Here is a 14,703-nt window from a genome sequence, read left to right as displayed (position 1 = left end):
TCCGGGATTTCGCCGTTTGAATGTTCTGTACGGTAGCAGACAACATGCTCAAGAAATCTTTATTTAAGATCTAAGATTTGATCGCGACCGCCGTGACGCTGCAGCATCGCTCAAGGCTTTCGCGATAGCGCCTGGATCCGGCGATTTCGTCACGACGGATATGCGAAGGTCGGTTGGAACCAGTTCCGGATTACCAGTCAGGAAGACCACACCAACACCGTAGCGGCTGACTAGCTCCTGCGCAATTTGTGGACCTGACAAGCCGTCGGCGAGGCGGACGTCAACGACTGCGATATCCGCATCGCCCGCCATCTGAATGGCCTCGGCTGCATTTTTCGCAAGTCCAATCACGTCGAACCCGAGCTTAAGGGCAACGTCCTCGATCACAACGGCAATTTCCAGCTCATCCTCGACGATCAGCACGCGCATCCTTGACACCCCGCTTTGATCTTGAAAACGCAGAACGGACCCGAGAGTTCTGCGGAAGACTAATCTTATCGTCATGATTGCCGGTCAATCGACGAAATCGTGTGCGCCGTTCCATGGAACGGGGGGTCACGCTTGCTACAAACAGGCACAATGATCTTGACCATGCCAAGGACGGCGTTTGCCGGTTCGTTTCCTGCAAATACCGCTAAGGCATGTTGCCGGACACCTGATGCTTCTTGTTCGAACCAGGGAATCGAACCAGGCCAGTCGATCCCGTTGGTGTACTCGGGTTGGAGGTAGCGCGTTGACGCGCCTCGCCCAGCGTCCAATAAAGTCCCCGATCAGCATCGTGATCAGCGCCTCACCGTTGGCGCCAGCTCGGCTGCCCAATAGACAAAAGATGGGAGGGTGTTTGCGACACGCGGTGAGTTCTTGCAGAGCGGAGGGGAACCAGTTGAGGTGTCTGCCGTTTTGCAGGCAAGGAGCCGAAAATGCTGTTTTTCTTCAATATTCGATCAAAAAACATCGAGGATGTTGATCAAGATGGCATGGACCTGCCCTCGCTCGAGGCCGCGCGATCGGAAGCGCGTCGCTCGGCCAGAGAAATGGTAGCCGAAATGATACTGCAGGAAGAACATATTGACGGAATGCGCTTCGAGATCACGGACGAAGCCGGTAGGCTCGTCGCTACGATCCGGTTCCGGGACGTCATCCGGCTAACGTGATGGTTTCTAGCCCGACGCGCCTACGCCGCCTGGCGAGGCTAGCCACTCCGGCCGGCTGGGCCCATCGGCGTGTCGGAGCCGAAAGTCACGGGCTTCTCCATCGTTGCCCTCCGCTGACTTGCCGCGGGTTCAAGATGGGGCCGGGCGCAACGCCATAGACACGGATGAGCGGCCGATCCTCTTTCGCTTTGTCTTCATGAGACCACGGGTCTCGGGGGTTTCAGAAGTTCATTTGAGGCGCGTAAAAGCAACGTACGACATCTTCATTGAGAAAGAGGCAGAGGTGATAGAAGCCATCCACAGACATCATCGCCTTCGCTTGGGGAACGGAAAATAGGTGCAGGCGGGTCGCCATTCGATGGTCTCCTGGTTTGAGTGCGATCTCATAGTTGGCACCGTTGATCTTGACATCCTCCGACGGGATCGGCTGGCAATCCCCGCTCTCGCCGTCGCCATTGCAGCAGTAGGGGGCGTATTGGAAGCCGGACGGTGCTTGATGGGCATATGTCGCACAGGAAAGGCCGGTCAGAATGCCTACAATGAAAACTCGTCGCATTAATCACCTCCAGTGGGCTCACTCACGCAATCATGCCCCCCGGATAGACCGCCCCCCAAACAGCACCATGCCCGCAAGGTTCCCCTCACAGCGATCGATTTTCCAACAAGGCTTGAAGCGGCCCCCCCGGCAACAGCATCTCCGATCAACACTCGCCCCTTGATGTCTGCCAGTGCGCAATGCCAACGCGCCTCTAGAGCCGTTCCGGCTATCGGTCGAAGGCACCTCCCCTGGCCGTCACGGGTGCCCCTAAGTTCGGCGCCCCCGCACATCGCTGCCACCATCCTCCGTAAGCGTCCGGATTGACCGGCCTGGCCGACTGGAGAAGCACGGTAGCTTTATGATCTTTGTGGACGATAATTCTATCGGGAAGCGCTTCGGTGTGATCCACTCGGAGGAGAGCGGATCGTTTTTGCAACCGGCAATCGGGGCCTAGCAGTGACGAAAGGGGCCCCAAGAGCCCCAATCAATACGTGCAGAATTACGGAACTTCCTCGCCTTTGCGACCGTTTATTTCGGGAGCAGCTGCGCCGGCTGGCGGTCGGCAAGCGTTGTAGGCGCCACCATCAACTTGGACCGAGTGCGAGATGGAACAGCCACAGATCCTTTCCGGCAAACGTGTTCTGATTGTCGAGGACGATTATTATATCGCCTCCGATCTCGCTTCGCGTCTTGGCACGATGGGCATCGATGTGATCGGGCCGGTCGCCGACGTAAGGAGCGCCTTGAGGGAAATCCAGGACGCCGAGCTTCTTGCCGGGGCAATACTCGATATCAATCTTGGCGGAGAGATGGTTTTTCCGGTAGCGGACGAGCTGGAGAGGCTCGCGCTGCCGTTTATTTTCGCAACCGGCTACGACCCTCAAGTCGTTCCGGCCAGGCACGGAGACAAGATTCTTCTTCGAAAACCGCTTGAAGATGATGCCCTGGCATCCGCATTGCTGAATGCAACTTATCGAGAGTCGGTCAGTCAAAAGGAGGCGCGCGAAAATCGCCTTCTTAGCGCCTTGTCCGCTGACCAACTGAACACGCTGGCACCGCTGATGCAAAAGGTGTTTGTCCCGCGCGGATCACTGATGGAGCTCCAGAACCAGGCGGTTTCACGTGTCTATTTTCCTTTGGATTGCATCGCTTCGGTCATTGTTATTGCGCCGGACGGAACGCGGATCGAGAGCGGCCTTATCGGTCATGAAGGCATGACCGGTTACGGACTTGCCGTGGGTGATCCCCAGACGCCCTACGAATTGCTCATGCAGATTGAGGGCTATGCGGTGGTGATGGCGGCGGAGGATTTTCGTCAGGCCGCGGCACAGATGCCAGACCTCCGCCTTCTGGCCTCACGCTTCGCGCGAGCCTTGGCTGTCCAGGTCAGTTATACTGCTCTTGCGAACGGCAAGTTTGAACTTCGCCAGCGTCTGGCGCGCTGGCTGCTCATGGTGCACGATCGCGTTCGCGGCTTCAGTTTCAACCTGACCCACGAGTACCTCGCAACGATGCTCGGCGTCAGAAGATCGTCTGTGACGGACGCCCTTCACATCCTGGAGGGTGACGGCATGATAAGATCAACTCGAAATCAGATCGTCATCCGCGATCGCAACAAGCTCGCCGTTCTTGCGGGTCCAGCCTATGGTGTCCCGGAAGCTGAATATTGGCGACTGATGGCACGGCCTCTTCATGGAGAGACGGCGGAGACGTCTTCCATTCCTTCCATCTCGGCGAAGTTATTGGGTGGGGTTCATACAAACTGACTGGGGTCCGCAACCATCATCGCTTTACCAGCGACGATGTCTCGGTCGCGCAGACCTGTTGAAAGCTGGAGCGAATCCGGCCGCAGACGCTTGTCGGCGCCCACAGCTGGCGACCCTGTCGCACCCGATTCGTCAATTGGCTGCGTGGACTGCCCGGTGCCAGTGCGGCAATTGCACAGGTCCGCGCGGAAAAACAGCGTGCCAGGGATGAGCGTGCTGACGCGCGAGCCGGAACATCGCGCTTCAGCACACTGTCGCACCCTATCGAGCGGCATCCTTGTTTTTCAGAGCATTGATCTCCTCGCCAACGCGGTCCTTTGCGGCATCGTGAACGTCGGCCGTCAGCGATACAGCTTTGTCGACCATATCCGAAGCAACCTCTTTGCCTCGGTCTACGGCTTGATCAATCTGGGTCGCAGCTTTCGCCTTGATTGCGTCTGCCGCCTCGCCGAGAACCTCGTCCTCCTGCTGTGAGTGTGGCAGCGCCGCCCCGATTGCGGCGCCGACCGCAAATGCCAGAGCGCCACCGACGAGAGGCTGATCGCGGAAGTGGGAGAGGATGGCATCGTTCAATCGGCCCGATTGCTCTCGCAGCGCCGTTCCCGTGGATGTTGCGGTACTCGATATCGATCCCGCGGCGTCGCCAATTGACTGCGCGGCGCCGCCAACGGCGTCCTTGACGGTGCTCCACGTATCGGACGCCCAGCCGAGAGAGGCATCGAGTATCGAGCCGGCTTCATCGCGAATGGCTGACACGCGTTCGCCAGCGGCATCTGAGAAGCCGCGATAAGCCTTTCCGGTCGAATCGAGAAAATCGCCGGCGCGCCGGCCCGTTTCATCCGTCAATGCCTTGAACCGCTCTCCGGCCTCGTCGGTAAAATGGCTGTAGCGTACCCCGCCAATCTCCTCCGGCGGCCCCACCCGCCTGATCGTTCCGCGGGCGGGATAGAGAGGCAGGTCGACGGCTGCTGGGGTCTGTTGCGACGCCGTTCCCTGCTTGGCTACGAGCCAGGCCAGGCTGACGCCCATCAAGGCGACAGGCAAGGGATTGGCCTTAACCGCTTTTCCAAGATTGGTGATATAGTCGGCGCCGCCACTGCCCTTTGCATAGGCGATCACCTCGTCAACGAGCTGTCCGGGCGACATGCGCTCCTGGATCGCGTCGATACGGGCTTCGATCCGTTGGCGATCGGTGTCGATCTCGCGTTGCAGATCGGCCGAAGATTTGTCGGAAGAATGCGCCATTACACTTTCTCCTTAACGATTTCGGCATCGCGACGAAGAGATGCCGTGGTGCGGTCGAGCGTGAGCTGCGTGCCTCGCAAGGCGGTGATGCCCCTGGAGATGAGAAGCCAGGCGATTGCACCGATGACCAAGCCGACGGTGACGGCTGCAAGCGCGTTGGCGCTCACCTCACTGATACCGTATCGCGAGATTACGACTGCCAGCCCGCTTACCAGCGCGCTGAGAAGCACGCCGACGGCACCAATAGCCAGAACGAGACCGATCATCAGGAACTCTGCGCCACTCAGGGCCTTCTTGACCTTTTCAGAAACCTCGGTCTTTGCCAGATCGATTTCCTTTCGCAGCAGTCCCGTGACATCGGAGAGAAGACCGCCAATCAATTCCGATAGCGGCGTGTTCTCATTTGCCTTAGCCATTGTTGCTTCCTCCTGATTGACCGGATGCAGTCGGCGTCCTCGACCGTTTTGCCGAGGCGGTTAGAAACCGGCTTGCGACGAGACCGACTAAAGCTGCAGCGCCTAGAAAGGCGACCGGTTCTCTTCGACCGAAATCTTCCGCCATGCCGGCGATCTCACCGAGATCCCTTCCTTCCATGTCGGTGGCGATTGCCTGAATGTCGCGACCGATACGCTTGGCAAAGCGCCCGACATCGCGTTGATCGCCGCTCTCCAGCTCGTTGCCAACTTTCTCGAGCGCACTTGCGATGCCCCCGACCTGCCGTGCTGCAAAGTTTTTTTGATCGACGACCGTCTCCTCGACTTTGCCCATGACGGTCGCCTTGCTTTCCGAGACGGCGTCCCTGGCCTGGTTCAGATCTTCAGATACCTTCTGTTTCAGATCGTCGAGCGTCGGCGCCGGCTGTGCGGAGCCTGGCGCATCAGGGCCTCCCGTGGTGCTACGGGTTGTTGGATGATCCTGCGGAAATTTGACATCTTCCGGCATGGTCTTGCTCCCTTTTGTCTGCTGTTTGGATGTCTACCAACCTCGATCGGACAGGATTGTTCCGGCTTTTCCCGTTTGCGCGGGACCGGTGACGAATGTCGTGCCGCCGTGCGTCGACCGATCCAGGGAATGCTGAAGAGACCGTCTTGCGACTCCAGACCCAAAAAGGTCTCGACTGGGTGGCAAAGTCCTTGTCAGCGGGGACCCGCCATGCTGTGCGATTGTCCCAAAACCTATCTCGAGAGGCGATCAGCTCCCCGCCACAGTTCGCCACACCACATTGTGTGGAAACCTTTTGCGCGCGCCTGCGCTTAACCCTGCACCGGTGCCTCCGCCGCGATGGCATTCTTCAGCGGCCACAAAGCAGCAGATCAATAAGGAACCCCTTATGAGTAAGACCGACTGGCCGAAAGAGCCGCTGACGAACGAGATACTGCAGCAACTGGACCGCATCCTCGACGATTGGTGTACTGAACGTGATTGCGATACCTCGAGTGATCGTGGACAGGCAGCAGCGAGGGCACTCTTTAACTGGTTTGAGTTCGGCGTTCGCGATAACGCCGAACTGTCCAAGCTTTTGCGGGAGGAGCGGCTCTAGCCAACGATAAAGCCAAGCTCAGAGGCTCGCTCTGCTTCACCTACCCGCCTTGGCCATTCGCTGCACTTCGCGCCACCATCACGGCGGAAGCCGTCCCGCAGAGAACCGCTCTCGCGTCTAGACCAGGCTGAATGTTTCGCGCCCCGCTCACGCGGAGAACGGCGTTCGCGATCTACGCAGTCCAAACGCCGTCTTCCGAAGCGCGTGGCCGGAGGTGGCCAATCCCTTATGACCCGACCACCATGCAAACGCCCGCGCGGAACCTCGTTCTCAGCGGCCACTGGAAATAGCGGTCAGCTGCGGCGGCGGGCGACCTCCAAACATCGGAGCGCAAGCTGCAACGTTCCGAATTCGCCACCTTTGAGCACCTGCTGTCCCGCGACCAGTTTCTCATGGAGGTCCGCGTCAACGGACCTTCTCGGTCCCGCTCGGTGGTGTCACCATTGTCGGGCCGCCGCCATTTCCCGTGGGGGTGGGGTCGCGGTCGCCGGCCTGCGGTGGCCTGGCTGCGCCGACTGCTGGGTTGTCGTCAAAGGCGTTGGGGCCACTCGGCTGGGAATTGATAGGATCAGGTTTTGTCGAGGCGGTTGCCTGTGGATCTTTATCGATGCTTTCGCCCCAGAACTCCGAGACGCTCCACGCTACAGCCGAAGGGCAAGGGCGCTCACGAGCACGACGAGAACCGGACGGCCTCGATGACCCTGTCTTGCCTGCGTTGCACTTTCGGTAATCTGCTCTGCGTCCTTCTGTCGTTCGCCCAAATCCATCACGTGGTCTCCTTGCTTGATGACCTCCTTGAACCCTCGTCGCCCCTGCATGTTCCCCACTCAACCGCATCGACCTTCATGCGACAGGTCGGGAACTTCTGGCCCGCGCCCATGTTAGCGACAGGTCCCATTGATTGAGAGCACCATGAAGATCTTATTCGCTTCGACACTGATCATCATCTCGGCGATCCCGGTAATGGCTGCCGACGACGCAGCGACCGAGCACGCCGCCGATTTCGCTATGAAGGCTGCGCTTTCGAACCAGTTCGAGATCGAAGCTGCCAAGATCGAGATCGCCAAAGGCAAAGCCACCGACGCCAGGCAGTTCGCTCAGGACATGCTGGTGGATCATGGCAAAGCCGGGCCATTGTTAGCCGAGGCAGCTAGAAAGGACGGCATTGCGCTACCGTCGGAACTCGATAGCGAACATCGTCAGAAAATCGAAGCTCTGCAAAGTGCCGATCCGCAGAACCTGGATCAGGCCTATCTGTCGACACAGGTCACGGCCCATCAGCAGGCGGTTGAACTCTTCGATCGCTTCTCAAAAGACGGTCCGGATGGCGAGCTCAAGAAAACAGCGAACAAAATCTTGCCAGACCTTCACATGCATCTGACGCGCGTTGAGGCTATTGCGTCGAAATAGGTCAACGCGTCCCGGACGAGGGATCGAGAAGCCTTCGTATCGCCGGAGGGGGACTACGACGCGGGATGATCGGGCTTCGAGTCCGCGCCGTTGGCGCCCACATGCAGACCGGTATAATGAGGGTGTCTGCAAAGCGGATTTCCCAGGCGGTAGAAGTTGGTGATTCCAAAGGTCACAGCCGAGTCGGGAATACCAGTCTTTTCAGGCAGTTAAGTGACTTCCCTATCCGCCTGAATGGCCATATAGGAAGGGGCGGGTGAGTAGTAACCCGAGGTGTCCTTTCGCCGCCCCACAGCAGCGCCCAGGTCATTCCGACCCGTCCTTGCCTCTGGCGATTTCTTGTGAGTTGGAGCCATCTCATGGTTCGATTTACAAGCGAGATCCTGTCATCGAACATCGGCCCGCCGCTTATCATCGCTGCTTTGGCTGCGATCGCCGGTCACCACCTTGGGCGGCAAGCTCCTCTGGTCTGTGTCGCACCCTCACCACAGCAGCGTAGTTCCCTGCGCCGGCTTCTTTTCGCCCTTTGGTGCGCCACCGTACGCAACAGCCTTCGCTAGCGGCCTGATATAGACACAACTACCTATGGAGCATAGCGTCACAAAACCGACAGCCATCTATCTGCAGGCGCTGACGGCTGAGGGTTCCTACGCGCTCTCGCTTGCTAAAAAAGGAGGGCGACCATGCTTCAGGAACGCCCGTTCCCAATCAACGACGAACTGATGAAAATCGGACGACGCTATTTCAAAAGCAACGCCGACGCGAAGCAGGTAGCCGAACAAGCCCTGGAAATGATTTCTTCAGATCCTTGGTGCATCGACGGCGGCGACATAAGAAAGTCATTGGCCGTAATCGTTCACAGACTAGCCCAAGATAGGTTGAGCAGTCGCTAGTCGGGCGGGGTTCAGCCTCCATCGTTTGAGCGCAAACGCTCAAGCCGGTCCAGTCGCTCGCCATCGTTCAAACCACATCCCGAGGGCTGTAGACGCTTCCTTGGGCGCGTTCCAGTTCGTCCATCTGGCGCTGCTGATCTATGTACCGTTGATCGTACCTGTCAAACACGCGATCGCGCTCCTTCCGCGGTGCCTCTGCATCGCGAAGGCCGTTCACATTTGGACCGGCTCGGGCCCGATTCGCCGCCGATCGAGCGGTTCGCCGCTCCAATTCCTGCTGGTAACCATCTTGTCACCAGGATATTGAGGGAAGCCTCAGCTCGGCGGTCTCCTCGCGGATCGGCAGTTGCGCCAGGCCGCCGAGCCTAGGAGTGAACATCAATGCCACTGCAGCGCCCGCCATTGCGGCTTGTTGCGCTCGGCAAGGTTCGTCGATAGGCCGCGATCGAGGCTTGCGTTTCGCTCGCGTGAAGCCGGATCGCCCCTCTGTCTTAAGATCGGTTTTGCCGGCGGCCAAGATTCGTGACCCGCTCACCAAGCTGGGCGGTGATAGACCCTATGGGCGTCATTTTTGTTGCTCATGTCGTCTGACATCCTCTGCCTTGCCCAGCCCTTCCAATGCCGCTTCGACCGGCCAGCGCTTACAAAATGTGCACAAAGAGAGCGAATGGGAACAATCTTTGCCTAGCTTGGTTCGAAGATCGGATCGTGGGGCGCGGATTCCTCTCGGATCAATCTTGCACAACATGACGCGCCCCGCGGCCCACCATCCCTCTATTGAGCGAATAGGTCTATGACGGACAAGAATAGAGACGCTTCAAGTGATTCCGAGCGAAGTGACCCAAAGGTCGCCGATGCGAACCGCGAGAAACTCAAGAAAGATGCTGACCAAGAAATGCAAAAGATCCGAAAGGATCTGCGGGAAGAGGACCCGGACAAGAAACAGGGATGAAATAGTTTCCAGCGGATGAATTGTTGTTGAAGAGGAGAATGCTCCTGAGCATTCTCCTCTTAATGTATGGCTATCACATAGAAACGACCATCTTGCAGAGCTCAGTCAAGCTTGCATCGTAGCCGCCCGAACGCAGGACGTCCTTGCAACGAAGTTTCGCCTTGGCTCGTTCACCCGGTGACATGTCGTTGAAGGCGCGTGCCGCGGTCGGATTTACCGAGCCGATGGATCGACCGACGGCATTCGGGGCTTGACCGACACGGCCTGCACCGTCCGCGTCAGTGTCCGAAGCGCCTCCTAAGAGGATGTCGGCCAGGGTGGTCCCGCCGGCGCCGATGCTGGCCCGTGCAGTTCCAAGTCTGGATCCCCCTGCCTTGACATCCACGTCAGCGGCAACCCCATCAACACCGCCCACCGTGGCATTAGCGTTTGCGGTAGCAAGGTTCGAACCGCCGACCCTGGCACCGACATTCGCATTGACCCCGCTGGCGCCACCGACGCTGGCTCTGGTCCCCACGCCGAGCCCGCTACCCCCGCCGACCGTTGTGTTGCTGTTGACGCCCCTTGCCCCGCCAACCGAAGCGTCGACACCGAGTCCGCCTGTGGAACGGCCTCCCACGCCAGCGTTTACGCCGCTACTTCCGCCGACCGAAACGCCCAGACCACCACTTCCATTGCGTCCGACACTGACGCCATTCCGTCCGCCGATATCTAAAGCCATCGCCGGCTCTGACGCAATTACGCCTACGCAACCCAGCGCCATGGCAACCATGGCCCTTCTGTAACTCTGCATGGAATTCTCCTACCTTTGACCGAAAAACCTCGATGACAAAAATGAGGAGGGCGCGCACTCCAGGACTGGCGTTTTTTCATTACCCTAGGGAGGGGACTGCCAAAGCCAATCGGGAATTCAACTTATTAGCAATATCAAATGTTCCGGCACTCCACGCGTATAAAGTTAATTTTTCTGTAACTCGCGTAGAGAGTTCTATGCTCAGGATCATAGGCCAGTCGGTTCAGGAGCTGAGACCTAACGAGCAACTTCAGCAAGTGTAAAAGATCCGAAAGGATCTGCGGGAATAGAGTTCGCACGAGGAACAAGAAGAAAGTTGGCACAGCCAGTGCCCTTCCTTGACGACCGGGTTCTGTGCGATATCGCACGATTTATTGACGGAATTCGTGTGTGTAGTAGCTTATCCACCATGAGCGAAGAGGAATTTTGCGAGCGGTTCATTGAACGCTTGAAGCTGCATTGCCGAGCCGGTCGCGACCCGTTCGGGAAGGAGCCCGAAACGTACGGGGAGATGGTTGCTCCTGTTTATTGGCACGAGATGGGACAAGAGTTAGGTCCCGAGAAATGCGCTGATCAAGATGCTGACTACTGGCCGTGAACTGTACGCCAGCATACCAAACCTCCAGCGACCTTTCCATAAGCCGCGCTCGGTCATATGATGTGGTTATCACCAGCAAACTTATCGTTGGCGCTGATGACTGAGTGTTCATACGTGCACCCGCTGACCGGACAGGAAGGGTGTCTCGTGCGTACTGAACATCTACCCTCTGCATTCCAGACATTGCATCGGCATGCGAGGCGCTACGCGAAGACAGAGGCTGATGCTGCTCGTCTTGCAGAGCGTACGCTACAAACAGTTGCAAGCGATCCGACCCTTCTGGATGATCCGGATTTCGAGAAAGTATTGTTTGCTCTTGTTCAACGAATTGCTCAGCAACGTGAATGATTTCGCCTGTCACAGGGCGCACGCACGTCGTTGATGATAGGGCGGATGGAGACTTCGAGTATCAGCCGCATCGACGCGCTAGCGCACGCGCCGATGGTCTGTTGCCAGACAGTGACAGCTTCACCATCCCTTCACCGCAGTTCGCGTATTTCTCATTTCTCAAACATCGCAACTTTGCAGAAGTCGATGAAAAAGGTCGGTGCCGACAGCGCGATCCTTTTTCGTAAATTGCCTGTTCGAATAACTCATCCATGAATCTCTCTCCGCCTCCCGCTTCCGCAGATCTGGCCGGCATCGCAAAGGTCTACTGCCAAGACGAGGCGAATGCAGCTCAGCTTGCCCGTGTTGCTTCTGAGCTTATTTCAGAGAACCCCGCGTTGATCATAGGCGTTGACATCATGCTTTCCATCGAGGAATTCATCAGTTACCTCGCACAAGGGAAGAAGCGTTCGGAGCTTGCGACCTGGCGCGCCTCGCGCCCGGCGAAAAATCCCTCGTGATTCATTGCTTTTCCAGTACCTGGGGCAGAAAGGTTACGCCCGGTGGCGACTTGTCCGACGCGGTTCGGGCTAACGATAATCTGGAGCCGGCTCCAACTTAGGACCAGTCGACGCCACACCCAACCGTCGCTGGTGCGCGAGGCCGGAGCCTCGATCATCAGGCGGTGCGCATGGCGTTAACCTAGCCAAAACTTTTCATCCGAGGGCGCTGGAAAAGCTCTGCTCGTTCCATAAATCTCATTCTGCTGAAGAGCCATCAGCTGGAGAGCGGCCGTTCGCCTGACCCTGATACGCTGCTCTTCTGAAAACCCGCCGCAAACCCCGGCGGGTTTTCTTTTCTCGCTATGCCGCCAGCTGCCAGGCTGTCGGTGGACTTGCGATCTTCCGAATATATGGCGCCCCGATCTTCGCAACTCCGGCCCGTACAGGCTGCCTGAGATGCAGCTCAACTTGCTCGATTTGCTTAACCGATAGCGCGGGATCCCGTAATGATCATCGGCAAATGACATCATGTTTTTGCTTGAGGAATTCGTTGATGAATTTCGCGAGAGATGCAGCCACTCCCTGAAAGACGTCTGGAACATTTTTGTTGCTCCCCGGTTAAAGGCTTGGATCGTGCGGCAAGTCACCCAGGCTCTGTGTCCCAGCAGCGTCGCGCGATCCGCTCCCTGTTGTTCCCCCAAAAAACTAGCCCGCTTCGGCGGGCACCTTTTCGCCCACTGTTCGCGGTTGGACGATATGGCAGGGGTGCTTTTCTCTCAAAAGAACAGAGCGATGGAATTGTTCTATCGGAAGCGCAACGAGGTGGGCTTCTTACTTTCGGTCGCGAGAAGGAGTTATCCGGCGGCTGTAACTAGACGGTTCTACAGAGCTAGTGATAGGTCGAGGGGGACCGACAATCGAGCAAGTCTTAAGGAACTTTTACCGGTGGGTTGCGTTAACGACGCGGGAAACAATGCGCTGTTTCTCGCTTTTCCATATGCACTCGACTTGCCCCGCCTCGCGGGGTTTTTCTCGTTGAGGGCGCCAAATCAATGGATCAATATGTCAATTAATGGTTATGACAGAACGTTATTCAACCGTGTTTGGGCGGTCGGCGCCAAAGCAATCAAAGAGAACCGGATTTCTGCACTCATTCACGTTGCACAGGAGACACCAACGTTAGGCGAATATCAGGACGCTTTCGGCCAACGTATGACCGATATGGTCAAGGTCGTGCAACTCGGGATCTCGCAGCTCCAGGCCAACAGTCAGATTGTAGAGAACGCCGTTGCCCTCCCGCGATCGACGGTTCGTAGCGCCAGCTCGCGATGATGAGGCGATGGCGATAGACATCGTCACTGAGAAAACAAGATAAGGGTTTAGCTGTTTTGTCACCGCCAGGTCCGCCGGATAGTGATCGGTACGAAGGTGGCGGTCGAAGGCAGGGCGTCATCTGGCTGCTCAGGGAAGACGCCTGAGACTGCCGGCGATCCTTTCCAAGGACGGGAGTTCAATCGTCAGGCGCAGACCGTCTGGACACCACTGCCGTCGAATCTTGCCCCCGAGCTGGTTTTCGACGACGGCGGCAAGTAAAATATTGCCAAAGCCTCGACCCGATCTCTTTGACGGGACGGGTGGTCCTTCTTCCCTCCACTCCAGCGAAATGCCCTCGCCCACGCAGTTCCAACTGACCCGGAGCGCGCCCCTTTCGCGGGCCAGCGATCCATGAACGGCTGCATTGACCGCCAATTCGTGAATGGCAAGCCCAAGCGGCTGGACGGATGCTGCTGCCACCATCACATCGGGGCCAAGGACTTCGATCTTTTCCGCGCCGAAGGCTTCGATCTGTGTGTGCACGATATCGGCGAGCGATACCCTTTTCCAACCATTGTCGGCGAGAAGCATGTGGATGCGCGAAAGCGCTTGTATCCGTCGTTGCACGGCCGTGGAATAGACCTTTACATCGTCGGCCTTCGATAGCCGGACGATGCTGTCGACAATGGCCAGAACGTTTTTCGTGCGGTGATCGATCTCCAGCAGGAGGCGGCGTTCGGCTTCTTCAAAAGCCTGCACGCGCCGATAATTTGTGACGTCAACCTGGGAGGCGAAGACATAGGTCAGTTGCCCTTGCTCGTCGTGAAGCGGGCTCAGGTGGAGCTCATTCCAGAAGGGTGTCCCATCCTTCTTGTAGTTGAGGATTTCGACGATGGCTTCCCTCTCTGTCATGATCGCATCGCGAATTTCGGCAACTGCCGCACGCGCAGTTCCTTCCCCCTGGAGGAACCGACAATTTCGTCCCAGAACCTCCTCCGAACCATAGCCCGTAAGCTCCAGGAATGCATCATTGACGAGAACGAGCGGTAAATCGTCTTGTCTGGCGTCTGCCACCACCATCGGCAAGCGGGTACGCTGGAAGGCGAATGCCGACAGCTCCAACTTATCGGTGAAGCCCGTATGGGATGGGGCGGCGGAATGGTCGCCGCTGATGTGGGACGAATGCGGATCGGACACGCTCACCTCTAGATTTTCTTCAACAGCAAACGTGTCGTCTCGAAAATGGTTTCGGTAGGCGGGGCAGGTTGGCATGGGCATCGGGCGACGCCGTCTAATCCGAGAAACCGGATTGCTTCTCATCGGCGAGAGTGGAACCGAGGCGGGCCAGCCGAGTTGTTAATTGCAAAGGAGAACCGACGATGTCGAACAACCCCATCCCCGCTTCAGCCAAGTTGCCGCCCAAGTCCCTGAACGAGGACAGTCAAGACGATGAGCTGCCCGAGACCAATGTCGATGATCAGCGCGCGCCGCCCGTGAACATGGGCAACAGCCGGCAGCGCAATGGGGGCGTCACGCAAGCCGATCCGCAAACGGGCCGCACCAACGCCAATGGTCGCATGCCTGCGCCGCAGTTCTCGAACCGAAAGTGACGCCATGGACGACAAGGATCGTTTTGCCGAGCCCGCAGAATTACAAGCGGACGATACTAT

At 57.8% G+C, this 14,703-nt stretch carries 18 protein-coding genes and 1 pseudogene; 10 read left to right on the top strand and 9 right to left on the bottom strand.

Going from position 1 to position 14,703, the window contains the following annotated elements:
• Positions 1-63: 63 nt before the first annotated feature.
• A complete protein-coding gene (locus FHX06_RS32430) occupies positions 64-429 on the bottom strand; it encodes a response regulator (protein ID WP_162710048.1) in 366 nt (121 codons plus the stop codon).
• 491 nt (positions 430-920) lie between these two features.
• Here FHX06_RS32430 and FHX06_RS32425 point away from each other — a divergent pair, with 491 nt between their 5' ends.
• Positions 921-1,154, top strand: coding sequence for a DUF6894 family protein (locus FHX06_RS32425; RefSeq protein WP_112543299.1), 234 nt, complete (start codon positions 921-923; stop codon positions 1,152-1,154).
• A gap of 220 nt (positions 1,155-1,374) precedes the next feature.
• Here the strand turns inward: FHX06_RS32425 and FHX06_RS32420 are convergent, their stop codons facing one another.
• Entirely contained in the window at positions 1,375-1,710 is a 336-nt protein-coding gene (locus FHX06_RS32420) for a hypothetical protein (RefSeq protein ID WP_183882319.1), read from the bottom strand.
• Between the two features lie 587 nt (positions 1,711-2,297).
• Between FHX06_RS32420 and FHX06_RS32415 the strand changes: the two genes are divergently transcribed.
• Positions 2,298-3,458 carry a helix-turn-helix domain-containing protein gene (locus FHX06_RS32415; protein WP_183882317.1) on the top strand — a complete coding sequence of 387 codons (1,161 nt, stop codon included), beginning with the start codon at positions 2,298-2,300 and terminating at the stop codon, positions 3,456-3,458.
• A 261-nt stretch (positions 3,459-3,719) separates the two neighbouring features.
• On the opposite strand, the gene FHX06_RS32410 is transcribed toward FHX06_RS32415, so the two are convergent.
• Genes FHX06_RS32410 through FHX06_RS32400 form a run of 3 tightly spaced genes read right to left on the bottom strand, consistent with a single transcriptional unit; the run spans position 3,720 to position 5,645 of the window.
• The gene (locus FHX06_RS32410) at positions 3,720-4,703 is read right to left on the bottom strand and encodes a DUF3618 domain-containing protein (protein ID WP_183882314.1); all 984 of its coding nucleotides are present in this window, start codon (positions 4,701-4,703) and stop codon (positions 3,720-3,722) included.
• Entirely contained in the window at positions 4,703-5,119 is a 417-nt protein-coding gene (locus FHX06_RS32405) for a phage holin family protein (protein ID WP_183882312.1), read from the bottom strand. Before FHX06_RS32405 ends, FHX06_RS32410 begins: the two co-directional genes overlap by 1 nt.
• Positions 5,112-5,645, bottom strand: a complete 534-nt coding sequence (locus FHX06_RS32400) for a nutrient deprivation-induced protein (protein ID WP_246715734.1) — start codon at positions 5,643-5,645, stop codon at positions 5,112-5,114. The genes FHX06_RS32405 and FHX06_RS32400 overlap by 8 nt, the downstream gene beginning before the upstream one ends.
• A 388-nt stretch (positions 5,646-6,033) precedes the next feature.
• On the opposite strand from FHX06_RS32400, the gene FHX06_RS32395 reads away from it, so the two are divergent.
• A complete protein-coding gene (locus FHX06_RS32395) occupies positions 6,034-6,243 on the top strand; it encodes a hypothetical protein (RefSeq protein ID WP_183882310.1) in 210 nt (69 codons plus the stop codon).
• Positions 6,244-6,648: 405 nt separating this feature from the next.
• On the opposite strand, the pseudogene FHX06_RS35825 reads toward FHX06_RS32395, so the two are convergent.
• Together FHX06_RS35825 and FHX06_RS36130 are read right to left on the bottom strand one after the other, a co-directional pair.
• Positions 6,649-6,843, bottom strand: a pseudogene (locus FHX06_RS35825) (hypothetical protein); the annotation flags it as partial.
• Positions 6,844-6,884: 41 nt separating this feature from the next.
• Entirely contained in the window at positions 6,885-7,010 is a 126-nt protein-coding gene (locus FHX06_RS36130) for a hypothetical protein (protein WP_281413477.1), read from the bottom strand.
• A 196-nt stretch (positions 7,011-7,206) separates the two neighbouring features.
• Between FHX06_RS36130 and FHX06_RS32385 the strand changes: the two genes are divergently transcribed.
• The 3 genes from FHX06_RS32385 (at position 7,207) to FHX06_RS32375 (ending at position 9,498) form a co-directional block, all read left to right on the top strand.
• Positions 7,207-7,653 carry a DUF4142 domain-containing protein gene (locus FHX06_RS32385; protein WP_312866619.1) on the top strand — a complete coding sequence of 149 codons (447 nt, stop codon included), beginning with the start codon at positions 7,207-7,209 and terminating at the stop codon, positions 7,651-7,653.
• Positions 7,654-8,336: 683 nt separating this feature from the next.
• Positions 8,337-8,546: a hypothetical protein gene (locus FHX06_RS32380; protein WP_112543292.1), complete on the top strand. Its 210-nt coding sequence runs from the start codon at positions 8,337-8,339 to the stop codon at positions 8,544-8,546.
• A gap of 793 nt (positions 8,547-9,339) precedes the next feature.
• Positions 9,340-9,498 carry a hypothetical protein gene (locus FHX06_RS32375; protein ID WP_162738481.1) on the top strand — a complete coding sequence of 53 codons (159 nt, stop codon included), beginning with the start codon at positions 9,340-9,342 and terminating at the stop codon, positions 9,496-9,498.
• Positions 9,499-9,571: 73 nt separating this feature from the next.
• Here FHX06_RS32375 and FHX06_RS32370 read toward each other — a convergent pair whose 3' ends face one another.
• Positions 9,572-10,291, bottom strand: coding sequence for a hypothetical protein (locus tag FHX06_RS32370; protein ID WP_183882306.1), 720 nt, complete (start codon positions 10,289-10,291; stop codon positions 9,572-9,574).
• Between the two features lie 745 nt (positions 10,292-11,036).
• Here FHX06_RS32370 and FHX06_RS32365 point away from each other — a divergent pair.
• The 3 genes from FHX06_RS32365 to FHX06_RS32355 all read left to right on the top strand — a co-directional run bounded on the left by FHX06_RS32365 (position 11,037) and on the right by FHX06_RS32355 (position 13,051).
• Positions 11,037-11,237, top strand: coding sequence for a hypothetical protein (locus tag FHX06_RS32365; RefSeq protein ID WP_183882304.1), 201 nt, complete (start codon positions 11,037-11,039; stop codon positions 11,235-11,237).
• 251 nt (positions 11,238-11,488) lie between these two features.
• Entirely contained in the window at positions 11,489-11,737 is a 249-nt protein-coding gene (locus tag FHX06_RS32360; RefSeq protein ID WP_183882302.1) for a hypothetical protein, read from the top strand.
• Positions 11,738-12,247: 510 nt separating this feature from the next.
• Positions 12,248-13,051 carry a hypothetical protein gene (locus tag FHX06_RS32355; RefSeq protein ID WP_183882300.1) on the top strand — a complete coding sequence of 268 codons (804 nt, stop codon included), beginning with the start codon at positions 12,248-12,250 and terminating at the stop codon, positions 13,049-13,051.
• A 129-nt stretch (positions 13,052-13,180) separates the two neighbouring features.
• Here the strand turns inward: FHX06_RS32355 and FHX06_RS32350 are convergent, their stop codons facing one another.
• On the bottom strand, positions 13,181-14,311 hold the full coding sequence (locus FHX06_RS32350) for a PAS domain-containing protein (protein WP_246715732.1): 1,131 nt from the start codon (positions 14,309-14,311) through the stop codon (positions 13,181-13,183).
• A gap of 101 nt (positions 14,312-14,412) precedes the next feature.
• Between FHX06_RS32350 and FHX06_RS32345 the strand changes: the two genes are divergently transcribed.
• Positions 14,413-14,643: a hypothetical protein gene (locus FHX06_RS32345; RefSeq protein WP_183882298.1), complete on the top strand. Its 231-nt coding sequence runs from the start codon at positions 14,413-14,415 to the stop codon at positions 14,641-14,643.
• The last annotated feature ends 60 nt before the right edge of the window (positions 14,644-14,703 follow it).

It is taken from the genome of Rhizobium sp. BK512, from assembly GCF_014194915.1.
Classification (GTDB): Bacteria; Pseudomonadota; Alphaproteobacteria; order Rhizobiales; family Rhizobiaceae; genus Rhizobium.
Note: the sequence above shows the minus strand (reverse complement) of the source record. Positions and strands in the feature narration are given on the sequence as shown.